This is a genomic window from Clostridium sp. TJA032 (genome assembly GCF_058310275.1).
Map to the genome: position 1 here is coordinate 650,980 of NZ_JBZEFB010000001.1, position 14,445 is coordinate 665,424.

At 27.8% G+C, this 14,445-nt stretch carries 13 protein-coding genes and 1 other annotated feature; of the genes, 1 reads left to right on the forward strand and 12 read right to left on the reverse strand.

Annotated features, from left to right (window positions below):
* Nucleotides 1-2 precede the first annotated feature (2 nt).
* From AC4FRL_RS02915 to AC4FRL_RS02940, 6 genes are all read right to left on the reverse strand, one after another.
* Entirely contained in the window at nucleotides 3-464 is a 462-nt protein-coding gene (locus AC4FRL_RS02915) for a tRNA (cytidine(34)-2'-O)-methyltransferase (RefSeq protein WP_491138598.1), read from the reverse strand.
* A gap of 87 nt (nucleotides 465-551) precedes the next feature.
* Nucleotides 552-1,382: a Cof-type HAD-IIB family hydrolase gene (locus AC4FRL_RS02920; RefSeq protein WP_491138599.1), complete on the reverse strand. Its 831-nt coding sequence runs from the start codon at nucleotides 1,380-1,382 to the stop codon at nucleotides 552-554.
* A 79-nt stretch (nucleotides 1,383-1,461) separates the two neighbouring features.
* Nucleotides 1,462-2,934, reverse strand: a complete 1,473-nt coding sequence (locus AC4FRL_RS02925; protein ID WP_491138601.1) for a VanW family protein — start codon at nucleotides 2,932-2,934, stop codon at nucleotides 1,462-1,464.
* A gap of 168 nt (nucleotides 2,935-3,102) precedes the next feature.
* The gene (locus AC4FRL_RS02930) at nucleotides 3,103-4,050 is read right to left on the reverse strand and encodes a glycoside hydrolase family 25 protein (protein WP_491138603.1); all 948 of its coding nucleotides are present in this window, start codon (nucleotides 4,048-4,050) and stop codon (nucleotides 3,103-3,105) included.
* 81 nt (nucleotides 4,051-4,131) lie between these two features.
* Nucleotides 4,132-5,037 carry a D-alanine--D-alanine ligase gene (locus AC4FRL_RS02935; protein ID WP_491138604.1) on the reverse strand — a complete coding sequence of 302 codons (906 nt, stop codon included), beginning with the start codon at nucleotides 5,035-5,037 and terminating at the stop codon, nucleotides 4,132-4,134.
* Between the two features lie 116 nt (nucleotides 5,038-5,153).
* The gene (locus AC4FRL_RS02940) at nucleotides 5,154-7,517 is read right to left on the reverse strand and encodes a sensor histidine kinase (protein WP_491138605.1); all 2,364 of its coding nucleotides are present in this window, start codon (nucleotides 7,515-7,517) and stop codon (nucleotides 5,154-5,156) included.
* 190 nt (nucleotides 7,518-7,707) lie between these two features.
* Here AC4FRL_RS02940 and AC4FRL_RS02945 point away from each other — a divergent pair, with 190 nt between their 5' ends.
* Entirely contained in the window at nucleotides 7,708-8,571 is an 864-nt protein-coding gene (locus AC4FRL_RS02945; RefSeq protein ID WP_491138606.1) for a DMT family transporter, read from the forward strand.
* A gap of 29 nt (nucleotides 8,572-8,600) precedes the next feature.
* Here the strand turns inward: AC4FRL_RS02945 and nth are convergent, their stop codons facing one another.
* The 6 genes from nth to AC4FRL_RS02975 all read right to left on the reverse strand — a co-directional run bounded on the left by nth (nucleotide 8,601) and on the right by AC4FRL_RS02975 (nucleotide 14,127).
* Complete coding sequence (gene nth / locus AC4FRL_RS02950) at nucleotides 8,601-9,230, reverse strand: endonuclease III (RefSeq protein WP_491138608.1); 630 nt, start codon at nucleotides 9,228-9,230, stop codon at nucleotides 8,601-8,603.
* Nucleotides 9,231-9,248: 18 nt separating this feature from the next.
* Nucleotides 9,249-9,950: a lysophospholipid acyltransferase family protein gene (locus tag AC4FRL_RS02955; protein ID WP_491138610.1), complete on the reverse strand. Its 702-nt coding sequence runs from the start codon at nucleotides 9,948-9,950 to the stop codon at nucleotides 9,249-9,251.
* Between the two features lie 37 nt (nucleotides 9,951-9,987).
* Nucleotides 9,988-10,980, reverse strand: coding sequence for a tRNA epoxyqueuosine(34) reductase QueG (gene queG / locus AC4FRL_RS02960; protein WP_491138612.1), 993 nt, complete (start codon nucleotides 10,978-10,980; stop codon nucleotides 9,988-9,990).
* 103 nt (nucleotides 10,981-11,083) lie between these two features.
* Entirely contained in the window at nucleotides 11,084-11,593 is a 510-nt protein-coding gene (epsC, locus tag AC4FRL_RS02965; RefSeq protein WP_491138613.1) for a serine O-acetyltransferase EpsC, read from the reverse strand.
* A gap of 18 nt (nucleotides 11,594-11,611) precedes the next feature.
* Nucleotides 11,612-12,514, reverse strand: a complete 903-nt coding sequence (cysK, locus tag AC4FRL_RS02970; protein ID WP_491138614.1) for a cysteine synthase A — start codon at nucleotides 12,512-12,514, stop codon at nucleotides 11,612-11,614.
* Between the two features lie 42 nt (nucleotides 12,515-12,556).
* Nucleotides 12,557-12,795: a binding site (T-box leader), on the reverse strand.
* A 60-nt stretch (nucleotides 12,796-12,855) separates the two neighbouring features.
* A complete protein-coding gene (locus tag AC4FRL_RS02975) occupies nucleotides 12,856-14,127 on the reverse strand; it encodes a magnesium transporter (RefSeq protein WP_491138615.1) in 1,272 nt (423 codons plus the stop codon).
* Nucleotides 14,128-14,445 lie beyond the last annotated feature (318 nt).

Genomic DNA, 14,445 nt, shown 5'->3' on the forward strand with positions numbered 1-14,445 from the left:
CCTTATTTCATGTTTGGAAATCCAATTTGTCTTAAAGCTTCATAAGCTATAATAGCTACTGTGTTTGATAAATTCAAACTTCTAGTAGTTGTATTTATCATTGGTACCTTTATTCCATGGTGAGCATTATGAACCTCTTCTGGAACTCCAGCGGATTCTCTTCCAAACATTATAAAAGCTCCCTCCTCATATTTTACTTCATCATAATGGTCCTTTGCATGAGTTGTAGATAAATAAATTTTCTTATCCCCATACTTTTTCATAAAGTCTTCATAGCTTTCATGAATTTCAAGGTCTAATTGACTCCAATAATCCAATCCTGCTCTTTTTAAATGTTTATCATCTATAACAAAGCCCATAGGTTTTATTATGTGAAGCTTTGAATTTGTTAAAACACAAGTTCTTGCAATATTTCCAGTGTTTTGTGGTATTTCTGGTTGATATAATACTATATTAAGATTCACCTTTGTCCCTCCAAATAAATGTAAAAAAACAATTTTTTTAACTTAAGTCATAAGTATATGATATTATCTAATTAATTAAAATGCAAGTTATTCATTTTTTAATATAAACTTATTTATAACTTTAGAAACTCCATTTTTATCATTACTAAAGGTTATATAATCTGCTTTTTCCTTTAAAATATCTATAGAATTTCCCATAGCAACACCTAAACCTGCATACTCAATCATAGATATATCATTTTCATTATCTCCTATACATATTATTTCTTCTCTTTCTATTTTATATTTTTTAGCTAAAGCCTTAACAGCTCTCCCTTTATTAACTCCTTTATTATTAATTTCTAAGGCATACTTCCCTGATTTGCAAACTTCATAAATATTTTCTTTTAGAAGTTCTTCCTTTATTTTTTTAAGTTTTTTCTTGTTTAAATCTATTATTATACACTTTCCAATACTATTATCCTTAAAAACCTTCTCCCACTTTTCTTTTGTATTTACATAAAAATTCTCAATTCTATGCTCTTTTTTAATATTTTTATTTAAAATAACATTACATAAACACTTTCTAAAGTTAGAAGGCCAATAAACCTTATCCTTTGAATGAAAACTTGGAACTCCTTTATAAACTTTACAAGTATTAATTATTTTAAAGCATTGAGTTTTATTTAATAAATTTTTGCTTATTACAGTTTTCTTATCCTCATCAATTATCCAAGCTCCATTATTAGCTATAACTGCACAATTTACTCCTAAGAATTCTGAAAAATAAATAGCATTTTTAAGATTTCTTCCTGTGCATATTATTATATGTACACCTTTTTCATAAGCCTTTTTTAAAGCCTGTCTATTTTCTTGTGAAATAGATTTTTTAGAATTTAATAAAGTTCCATCCATATCAATACAGACCATTTTATACATAGTAAATTCTCCTCCTATAAAAAAAGAGAAGGTTAATTAAAACCTTCCCCTTAAAATATTATTATACATTTTTTAAATTTTAGTTATTAGGCTTAGGGTTATTATTTTGTCCCTCTGCATTTTGACTCTCTTGTTTTGGAGCTTCTGCCTGTCTACTTTCTCCTCTTTTTGTACCAACCTTTATGATTTCATCCTTTTGTTTATAAACATCATGACCTATTAATTTCTTATCTATTTCTTTTCCATTTTGATAAGTAACTAAATATCCTGTAGATTTATATCCTGTAACTGGATTTTGCTCTACAACTCTTTCCCCTGCTGGTAAATTTGGGTCCTCAATAGTTTGAACTGATGGTTTTAAAGTTTCATTTACAACAGTTTGTAATTCATAAGTTTTTCCATCCATTCCTTCGACATTTCCATAAATGTTAAATGTAACATGTTTGTCGCTTGTATACCCTTGTATATATATAGGAAAATCATAAGGATTTTTAAATTGATAGTCTAAAGAACCCCAAGATACTGTAGCATCTTCACTTGGTCCTGAATAAGTAGTTGTCATACTGTGATTATGTCTCTCTGTTGGCATTATACCTGCTTTTAATACAGCTCTATATAAAGTTGTTGAAACTTGACATATGCCTCCACCTGTAACCATAACAACCTTATTTCCTATATAAGCTGCTCCATCTTTATATCCCTTATCTGTAGTTCTCTCTCCTAAGGTATCATTATAGCTAAAAGTGTCTCCTGGCATTAAGATTGTACCATTAACTGCCTTTGCTGCAATCTCTACATTAGCACTTCTATCTGAATTTGAACTTGCATAACTTGTTGTAAAACTTCCTATAACTCCATCTATTTTTGATAGCATATCCTTAGTTATTTTAGGTTTTGTAACATCTACAGGAACTTCTACAAGCTCTGTTCCCTTTGGATCGCCATTTATAGCATCCTTAACTAAAGAAACCATCTTATCCTGTTCTATAACTCGTCCATCTTGTCCTGCAACAACACTTATGTTGCCTCCATCTATACTTATTGTAGCATTTTTAGCTGGTTGATTAACCATATCTGAAAGTTGTTTTTCATAACTTCCTAATTTTGATTCATCATACTTAAAGTCTAAATTTAATTCTTTTTTATCTTTTCCTTTTATTAATTTATTTTTTTCAAAAAGATTTAAATCTTTTCCATAATTTAAAGCTTCTTCTACAGTTTCTTCTATATTATACTGTGGTGACAAATCAGAGTATTTTATATCAATACTTTTATCTGCAGCTTGAACCTTAATGCTCTTGCTTTCTAAAGGTACTTTAACTTCTTCATCTAAAGTTTTAACAGCCTCATCTTTTGTCATTCCCGATAAATTTATATTTTCAACATATACATTTGGATAAATTTTATTATTCCATGCATCGACTTTCTTTTGAATACTAAATATATACGCAAAAACAGCTATTGCAATAATTGCTAAAATAGCAACTAAAATTATTACTATTTTTTTATTTCTTCCTTTGACTGTGCTTGGATTTTCCTTGTTTTCTTTCACCTTTATACTCCTCTCTAAACCTTATAAAAAAAACTATAATCTAAAATTTGCTAAAAATCATTACAATATAATAACATTTATTATTATAACAAATTTTTTATACTTTTTGGAATAAAATTAAATAGAGCTAAAAAACTTTAACTCTATTTACTCTAAAAACATACCATTTTAAATGTTATCTAAAAAGTATTCACTTCTCTCCTTTGAAAAATCTCCTGCAATATCAAAAGCTTCTATGGACACCTTTATAACTTTTCCTAGAGGTAAGTTAAATCTATTTTTATCAATTACAATCTTTGTTGCTTTTCTTGGTAAAGTTCCTGCATAATTATCATTTATAAAAACATTATAGCCATTTAAATCTATTTCTCTATTAGGATACCAAGATACATATATTTTATTTCCTACCATATAAGCCTTAAGCCCTGTTACAGAATTTGGTGGCTTTAGGCTATCTATACTATTTGGCCCCCAATTTAAATCAACTAAATTTCCAACTCCATCTAACTTACCCTCTTCTGTGTATTGCCACATTGTCCATCTTCTCCATCCTCCTATATTAGGTGGAATTTTAGGATTTGAAGGTATTTTTGTGTACATAGCAAGCCATAAAGGCATATCGCTTAGAGGATATTTTCCCTCTACTTTAAAATCATCATATAAAGCTATGAAAAACAATCCTGTATATAACATTAATCTTCTTCTTGTTTTTTCTTCAAATCTGTATCTAAAGGTATCTATCCATTTTACAAGCTCACTAGTACTTAAGCTTCTATCAACTGGTACTTCAACATCTATTACAGGAAATAAGTCCCCATAATCTAAAGGACCAAAGGCCTCTTGTAAAATTTCAATAAATTTATCTGCTTGTAACTTAGCACTTTCTAAATCCTTAGAAGGCTTTCCAAAATGATAGGCACCACAAGGTATGCCTAATCTTCTACATTCCTTTGCAAAAAATAAAAATTTCCTATCAACTCTAAACTTTCCACTTCCAGAACCAGAAGCTCTTAAATATACAAAATCTGAATTTTTAGAAAGAGTTAAAAAGTCAACATCTTTACTAAATTCATTTAAATCTGGTCCAAAAGTACTTAATGGATTTCTATCTTGCATTAATACTCTCCAAAAAATATTATTACTATATAAAATATAATTTTTTTTAGAAAGTTGTTACTAAACTATATGTTAATTATTTTATTCTCTATTAACTTTTAAAGATTTTTCTATTATTGTATCTAAAAGTTTTTCAAAACTCATGTTTATACCAGCTGCACTTTTTGGGAATAAGCTATTTTTTGTCATTCCTGGTAATGTATTCACTTCTAATACATATGGTATATTATCCTTTACTAACATATCAACTCTAGCATAAACATCACACTTTAATAGTTTATAAGTTTCTAAAGCCATTTTTTCTACTTCCTTGTGAAGCTCATCATTTAGATTAACTATAAATTCATCTGCTCCACCATCTTCATATTTTGAAGCTATATCAAAGAACTTACCCTTTGGTTTTATAGCTAAAACTGGTAACATTTTTCCATCAATTATAGGACAAGTTATCTCGTCTCCCTTAATATACTCTTCAATCATAACTTCTTCATCATATTTTAAAGCTTCTAAAACAGCATCCTTAACTCCTTCTTTAGATTCAACTAAAGTTGTAGCAACTGAAGACCCTCCATTATTAGGTTTTATAAAGACAGGATATCCTAAAGCCTCTATCTTTTCATAATCTACTTCCTCTAAAGATGAAACCATTAACCACTTTGCTGTTCTAACATTTCCAAAGGCTAAGATTCTTTTTGTCATATCTTTATCCATACATATAGCACTACTTAAAGGACCACAGCCTGAAAAAGGTATACCTAAAGTTTTTAAAACAGCTTGAACAGTTCCATCCTCACCAAATTTACCATGTAAGGCTAAAAGTGCAAAGTCTATTCCACGAACCTTTTCTATTAAATCTTCCTTCTTATTTAAGACTATAGGAATAGCCTCATATTTATCTTTATCTAAAGCATCAACTACAGAATTACCACTTTGAATTGATATCTCTCTTTCTGAGGAAATGCCTCCCATTATTACTCCAACTTTCATATTTTTACCTCCAAATAGAAATAATTAAGGACTTGTCTTTTATAAACAAACCTTTAATATTATATCACTATATTTTTAAAATATAAAGTTAATGAAAATATTTTACTTTTTAAAAGTTAATATATATCATAAATATCTGCAAATTCTATAGATATCTTTTCAACCCCTCTTTTATACTCTAAATTACTTGTTTCCTTTTCTTCTTCTTCCATTCTAATGTTAGGCAATAATACAGAAAACTCACTTCCCTTTTTACTACTTTCTCTTAAAAAGACCTTTCCACCATGTAACTCAACTAAGGATTTTACTAGAGAAAGTCCTATGCCACTTCCCTCTTTATTTCTATTTAAGGATTTATCATTTTGTATAAATCTTTCAAAAATAAACTCTTTCATATGACTTGGAATTCCAATTCCACTATCTTTAATCCTTATATCAACCCACTTTTCATCTGTAAATATATTAACTTCAATTTTTCCTCCAGCTTCAGTAAACTTTATTGAATTAGATAATAAGTTTAAAAGTATTCTCTCTATTTTATCAGGGTCGCAAGCAATCTCAAGTTCTTCACAATCTGTATCAAAAATTATCTCTATATTTTTAGCTTCTAAATAAGGTATTATAGATAAACTTATATCCTCTGTTAACTTTATAATGTCACAATTTACAAAATTCATCTTTATAAAACCAGCATCAATCTTAGTTATATCTATAAGATTATTTACAAGCCTTAGCATTCTAAAACAGTTTTGCTTTAAAGTTTTTTCATACTTATCATAAACTACTTCAAAATTTTCTCCATTATTTTTACTATTATTTAAAAGTTGTATGCAAGAATAAATTATATTTATAGGAGTTCTAAGCTCATGAGATAAATTTGCAAAAAACTCTCCTCTTATTCTGTCGTACTGCTTTATCTCCTTAAATTTATTTTTTAAAACTTCTATTTCTCTAACATCTTGTATATTTCTAGCAACTCTTACCCATCCTAAGGTATTGTTTCTATTATCCGTAATTCTACTAGATATAGATTCTAATTCAACCATTCCACTCTTAGCTCTTACCTTATCTATTGTAAGTATTTTATCCTCACTAAAATACTTATTATCTATAATGTTTAAATTAGATTCTACAAGAAGTAAATCATAATATGTTTTCCCTAATAACTCCTCCTCCTTATAGCCTAAAACCTCTGTAACTGCCTTATTTACATAGCTTATTTTTCCAAAGTTATCTATTGTAAAAATAAGGTCTTTTATATTCTCTGTAACTCCTCTTAACCTTTGTTCTTCTAACCTTAATTTTTTCTCCATAATATATTCTTCAGTAATATCATTTATTCTAAGAACATAATATAAGTTTTCTCCCTTTTCTATCTTTTGAACATTTATATCTAGAACTTCTTCTCCCTCATTAAGCTTTGCAACACCATTCCACTCTTTAGATTTTCTAAGTATGCTCTCAATACTTAAAATATTTTTTTCATATAAAAAGCCCTTAATTTTAAATTCTAAATCTTTATAAGCCTTATCTCTAGATATTTCCTCTTTAATTCTCTTATTTCTACACTTTTCATTTGCATATATAACCTTTAATCCATTGCTTAGAAGTATAACCTCGCTATTACAATCAAATTCTATTAAATTAAAAAATACACTTAATTCTTCTTGAACAAAATCCTTCTTTTTTATAATCTGTAAAGAATCAAAAAACATACCAAAAACAAATATAATAATAGATATAAAGTTAAAAAATACTATATTTAGTTTTATAAGTTGGTTTCCTGTAAAAATTAAAGATATTCCATAAATTAATTTTAATAACATAACAGAGGAACTTACCATAATCACTAAGTAATATATTTCCTTTGTTTTAAATACTTTTATTAAACAAATTATTATACTTGAAGTATAAACAAAAAATATTATAACTAAAGTAAAATTATATAAAAGACTATAATTATAAGTTCCTAGACCATAATTAAGATTTAACCATTGTAATAAAATCGTTATCAAAATTACAGAAAGCAATACAGTCTTTTTATACTTATCTATAAAGGAATCAAACTTTTCTATGCAAGAAAGTGCTAATAAAAGAAGAACTCCTCTAAATAAGAAACTAAATAAATTCAAATCATAAAGCTGACTATCTATTAAACCGCCCGTAAAAATTATAAATATCATCTTAGTTATAAAACTTACATAAACTAAGGATATACCAAAAAATTCTTTTCTTTTAAGTCCCTTATAATATAAAAAGCATATAGCTAAAATCATAACACAAAGAATAACCTGTGTTATTACTATAATCTCCTCTGCACCATAAACAGTATTTCCTCCCTTAAAGGTATTTTTATTTAAACAATAAATAATCCCTAATACCTTTAAGAAGAATAAAGTAAGAATTATTATAGTAATTATGACAATTCGTTTTAATGTTTTTTCTTTAACATCTAAATTATTAAAAAGCCCATTTAACATATATAAACTTTCCCCATTCTTAAATCATAATGATAATTACATTATATATTAAAAGAAAAAAAATAAACCTTTTTTGCAAAAATTTATTCATTTCTTCATAAAATTACTATATATTATTAATGTTGACCTAATTATTTTTAAGAAATAAAATGTTATTATAAAAATTTTAACAATTTAATAGGAGGATTTAATGAATAATAAAACAAAAGGGATAATTTTAATAACCATATCTGCCTTTAGCTTTGCACTTATGAGTACCTTTGTAAAATTATCTGGTGATTTACCGTCTATAGAAAAAAGCTTTTTTAGAAATTTAGTTAGTTGTATTGTGGCCTTTTATTTAGTAAGAAAAGATAAAGCATTACTTTTTGGCCATAAAGAAAATAGGCTTGCACTACTTGGCCGTTCCGCCTTAGGAACTTTAGGAATATGGGCTAACTATTATGCAATTGATAGATTAATACTATCAGATGCTACAATTCTTAATAAATTAAGTCCATTTTTTGTTATTATATTTTCATATTTATTTTTAAAGGAAAAACTAAAACCTATTCATATAATATGTCTTTTAGTTGCTTTCTCTGGGGTATTATTTATAGTAAGACCTAGTGGAAGTTTAGCAGGTAATTTTATTCCTTCTATAATAGGACTATGCTCTGCAGCCTTTGCTGGTGGTGCTTATACCTTTGTTAGATATTTAGGTGGGAAAGAAAAGGGAGCTACTATTGTGTTTTTCTTCTCCTTTTTCTCAATAGTTACAACTTTCCCTATTATGCTATTTCAATTTAAAATGTTTACCTTAAAGGAATTTTTATTTTTAATCCTTGCAGGTGTTGCTGCCTCTTGTGCTCAATTTGCTTTAACAGCAGCTTATAAATACGCTCCTGCTAGAGATATTTCAATTTATGACTATACACAGGTTATCTTTACAGGTTTAATAGGCTTTGTTCTTTTTGGAGACATTCCTAGTAGCATATCCTTAATAGGTTATGGATTAATTTTATTATCATCTTTTTGTATATTTTTATATAACAAAAAAGAATCTAGTAAATAAATAAAAAGCTACACTCTTTTGTGTAGCTTTTATTTATTATTTTTAAAATAATCACAGTATTTATTTATCTTACATATATCACATTTAGGTTTTCTAGCTATACAACATCTTCTTCCATGAAAAATTAAAAGATGATGGGTTAAAGACCATTCTTTTTTAGGCAACTCCTTTTGAAGTTGTTTTTCAGTTTCAAGCACATTATCTGCATGAGCTAAACCTATTCTATTTGAAACTCTAAAAACATGAGTATCTACAGCAATAGATGGAACATTAAAAGCATTTGATAATACTACATTTGCAGTCTTTCTTCCTGCCCCTGCTAGAGAAGTTATTCCTTCCATAGTTTTTGGAACTTCCCCATTAAAATTTTCCTTAAGCTGCCTAGCCATCATAATTAAATTTTTAGCCTTATTTCTATAAAGACCTATTTGCTTTATTCTCTCTTCTAACTCCTCTTGAGTTATGTTTAAAAAGGAATCTACATCTGGATAGTCTTTAAAAAGTCCCTTAGTAACCTCATTTACCTTCTTATCAGTAGTTTGAGCTGATAAAATTGTTGCAACTAAAAGTTGAAAAGGAGTTTCATAATTTAATTCGCACTTAGCATCTGGATACTCTTTTTTTAAAATTTCTAAAACCTCTTTAGTTCTCTTTTTCATAGCATATCCCCCTAGTTTTTATTTATACACACCTCTATATTCCTCTGGTAAAAGTTTTGCTATACTTTTCATAAGATAAGTTAAAGCTCTTTCTTCATATTCATGTTTTCCTTCATCCTTTTCTTTTTTAGGAAGTTCTATAGGATTTCCAAACTTTATATTAACCTTTGCATGATGAAACTTCTCAGCTCCCATATTTTTGTCATTAATTGGCATAAGCTTTTCTGTTCCTGTCATTCCAAAAGGTACTATCTTTGCCTTTGTAAGTCTTGCTATAAGTATAATTCCTTTTTTACCTTCTATCATTTTTGCATTTCTACTTCTTGTGCCTTCAGGGAAAATTACTATATTTTCTCCTCCCTTAACAGCCTTTACAATTTTACTTAAAGATTCTCTATCTGCAGAGTTTGGTTTTATTTCTATATTCTTAACTAGTCTTGTACCTATATTAGTTAAGGCTTTATCATTTAATTTTACACCAGCTATAAAATATGGATCAAAGGGCTTTTGTAAAACCTTATCTAAAACTAATCCATCTGCATTACTTAAATGGTTACCTATAAATATAAAAGGACCCTCCTCTTTTTTTATTTCATCAAGTCCATAAACATTAAGGTCAGCATATTTATTTAAACATCCACCGATTAAATTTCCTGCTACTGGTTTAAAAATACTGTCTGGTAATTTAACTAATACATTAGCTACTATACGACTAAACATAACTTTACCTCCTGTATCAAATTTTAACAATATATTATTATACATCATAAAAATTTAAAAGTCTATTTTTAAAATCTTTAAGATTTTTAGAATTTAATTGATAATCTGATATATCCTCCTTATCTATTAATACCTTCTTAATCATTATATTCCTCAAAATAACATTTTTTCCTCTCCATCCACAGGAAGTTTTTTTAAAACTTTCGTTAAATTCTTTTTTACTTAATTTATGAAAATCATCATAGGAATCCTTTTCCATAAAATCTAAAGGCTTAAAATCCTCTATTTTAGAGTAGAATATATTTTCATTATAAGGACATTTTTTTTGACAACTATCACAGCCAAAAATTCTTCCATTGAAAAGTTTTAAATATTTCTCTTCTACATTCTTTTTTTGTGTTATATAAGACATACAAGAATTAGTATTTGTCATTTTACTTCTATTTAAGACCTTGCTAGGACAAGCTTTATAACAAATTTCACAATCATTGCACTCCTTATATTCTCTTAACTCCTCTAAACTTCTTTCTTCATCACAAGGAATATCTAAATCAGTAATTATTTCTCCTAAAAAAACATAAGAACCATATTTTTTAGTTATAAGCATATTATTTTTCCCTATAAAACCAACCTTAGCTAAATATGCAATATATCTCTCTGGTAAAGAGTTACTATCTACTAAAGCTATAGCTTCTCCTCCTAAGGATTTTATATAGTTTACTATTTTTTCTAAATAATTATTTAGTACAAAATGATAGTCCCTTCCCCTTGTATAAATAGAAAAACCATTCTCTTTACTTTCTCTATCATGTAGATATGGAAAAGCTATACTTATTATAGTTTTACCATTTTCCATGTATATATTTGGATTAATTCTCTTTTCTATATCTTGTTCTTCAAATTCATTTTCAAAATTCTTTTCTTTTCTTATTTCATAAACTTCCTTAAGTTCTGTAAACTCTCTACATTTTATAAAGCCTACTGCATCTAGTCCTAAAGAATTACAAAAACTTAAAATTTTTTCCTTCAATATGTTCACCTCAAATTTAAAAGACTATAGTTTAATTGACTTTTTATAAAGTTAATTAAAACTATAGTCCTATTATAAAACAAAATATTAAATATTCTATAAATCAATTTTTAAATTTAGCTGGTATTCCAACTGCTGTTTTACCCTTTGGCACATCCTTTAAAACTACCGCATTAGCTCCAATCTTTGCACCATCTCCTATATGTATAGGTCCTAAAACCTTTGCTCCACATCCAATAATAACATTATTACCAACAGTTGGATGTCTCTTACCTTTATGCTTTCCTGTTCCTCCAAGGGTAACTCCATGATATATAGTAACATTATCTCCTATTTCTGCTGTTTCTCCTATTACTACTCCCATTCCATGGTCTATAAATAAACCTCGTCCTATTTTAGCTCCTGGATGAATTTCTATACCTGTAAAAAATCTTCCTAGTTGAGAAACTAACCTTGCTAGAAAAAACATTTTTATATTATATAGTTTATGAGCTATTCTATAAAAAATTAAAACATGTATGCATTGATAAAGCAATAAAACTTCTATCTTTGTTCTAGCTGCGGGATCATTTTTCATAACATTTTCTATATCATATCTTAAATTTTTGAACAAATTTTTCACTCCTAAAAATTAATCATATAAGCCTGTTGAAAAATACTTTTCTCCTCCATCAGGTGCTATAACTAAAACCTTCTTATCCTTGTCTACATTTTTTAAAACTTCTTTAGCACCAAATAAAGCTGCCCCTGAAGATATTCCAACTAAAACACCTTCTTTATCTGCAAAGGCTTTTGCCATAGAATAAGCCTCTTCATTTGTAACCTTTATTATTTCATCAACAATACTTGAATCATATATTCCTGGTACAAATCCTGCTCCTATTCCTTGTATCTTATGAGGTCCTGGATTTTCTCCTGATAAAACAGCTGAATCCTTAGGTTCTACTGCTATTACTTTAATATTTTTATTGTATTCTTTTAACTTTCTTCCAACACCTGTAATAGTTCCTCCTGTTCCAACTCCAGCTATAAATATATCTAAATCTGGCATTTCTTTTATTATTTCTTCTGCAGTACTTTCATAGTGTTTCTTTGCATTTGCCTTATTTAAAAACTGTTGTGGCATAAAATATCCCTTTTCCTTTGCTAATCTTTCTGCTTCACTTATAGCACCTTTCATTCCTTTGCTTCCTTCTGTTAATATTATCTCTGCTCCATAGGCCTTAATCATATCTCTTCTTTCTTTACTCATAGTCTCTGGCATAGTTATAATAACTTTATATCCCTTAATTTTTCCTATCATTGCAAGAGCAATACCAGTATTTCCACTAGTTGGCTCAACTATAACTCCACCTTCTTTTAATAACCCATTTTTCTCCGCTTCTTCTATCATACCTAAAGCCGCTCTATCCTTTATACTTCCACCAGGGTTAAACTTCTCTAGTTTTACAAAAACCTTTTCTCCTTCAAATAGATTATTCGCTTTTAAAATTGGTGTATTTCCTATTAAATCTAAAACATTATTAAAAATCATATAAAATCCTCCTAAAAAATATAATAAAAAGTCTCTACTCTATTTAGAGACGGATTTTACTCCGTGGTTCCACTCTAATTAGGTAAAGACCTCACTTATTTAAAGTACTAAAAAATACTTAAATCACTTTAACGGGTGATACTCGAAAATTCCTACTTTTCAAAAATTTCAAAATTTCTGTTCAAAAGTGCACTTCTTATAAAGATTCAGTGAAAGATTTCCAGCACCACTTTCTCTCTGTAACCTCTCTTTATAATACTCTACTTTATCACAACATTTATCTCTGACTATTTTGATATGAATTATATACTTTATTATATTCTTTTATTAAAATTTGTCAACTAATCATTATACTTTTTCTTAAATTTCTTTTTCATATTATTTGGAATAAGTTCATCTACTATATCATGAATAAGCACCATACCAACTAACTTTTCTTCATAATCTACAACTGGAATTGATATTAAATCATATTTTGTGGATTTTTCTATAGCGTCTTCTATAGTACTATCTATATTAACGCTTATAGAAGATGTATGCATAACTTCTTTAAGTCTTTTATCTCCTTCATTCATAATTAAGTCTCTTAAAGTTACTACACCCTTTAATCTATCCTCTTCATCAGTTATATAAACATAGTACATAACTTCTTCATCAGCCTTTAATTCTCTTAAAAGTTCCACGGTTTCTTGTAGGGTAAGGTCTAAATTAAAGGATATAAAATCCTTATTCATTATACTTCCTACAGATTCATCTGAATATGCCATAAGTTCCTTAACTTCCTTAGCATCTTCATTTTCTAAGGCTATTAATACCTTTTCTCTTTCTTCTTCATCTAGTTCATCTATAATATCTGCAATTTCATCATTTGGTATATTTTCAAAAAGCTCTGCTGTTTTTGAATGAGAAAGCCCTTTTATTATACTACTTTGAACCTCTGGTTCTATTTCTTCTAAAGTATCTGCTGCTAAGTCTTCATCTAAGCTATCAAAAACTTTTTTTCTGTTAATTGCATCAAGTTCTTCTAAGATATCTGCCAAGTCAGCAGGATGTAGTTTCTGAAGCTTTTTATATGGAAGAGCTAGTTTTAAGTTATCATTTATCATTTCTAAGGATTCTACATCTTCCCACATAATAACTTTTTCTTGGAATTTTTCCTTAAAAAACCTAGCTAACAATTTTCCTAAGCCCTCTAAACCTCTACGTCTAAACTTTACTATTTTACCTGTTTCAACAGCTATTACTCTAAACTCTCCTGCAATCTTTACTATTCTTAAATCATCAACCTTTACAACTTTTTTACCCTTTAAATCAACTATCTTTTTATCTAGTAAATTCTGTGATAAAAGATAAGTATAATTTCTTGGAAGTATCTCTCTACTTCCTCTTATTTGTATTTTAAATTTCCCATTATCCTTTTGATAAAAGTCTATACTTTTAAATTCGTAATCGAATATTACCCCATCTCTTTTAACTTTATATCCTATAATTCTTGGGTAACCATCCTCTGTAGTTACGTAAACATCCTTTAAAACTCCTAGAACTTCATTAAATTCATCATAAATCTTTTTGTTTATTATATTACTATATAAAAACATTGTTAATTTATTCATATAAGCTCTCCTCCTTTTTAATTTTAAATTTTCAATTTTTAAAATTACCTCTAAGAAAAGGAGGAAGTTAAAAGGTTTATAGAGCTAAAAAGAACTTCCCTCTTTTCTTAATATTTAATTTTAAAATGCACCTATCTTCTCGAGGGCTATCTTCCATTTAGTTTCACCACCTATAATTACTTAAATTACATAACTCTCTAATTTATTATATTATATAAACTTTAAAATGCAACGTTTTGTAAATATTTAAATAAAATTATTTTTATTTGACTTTATCACTTTAATATGATAAATTAATGAACTAACAAAGCAAGGAGG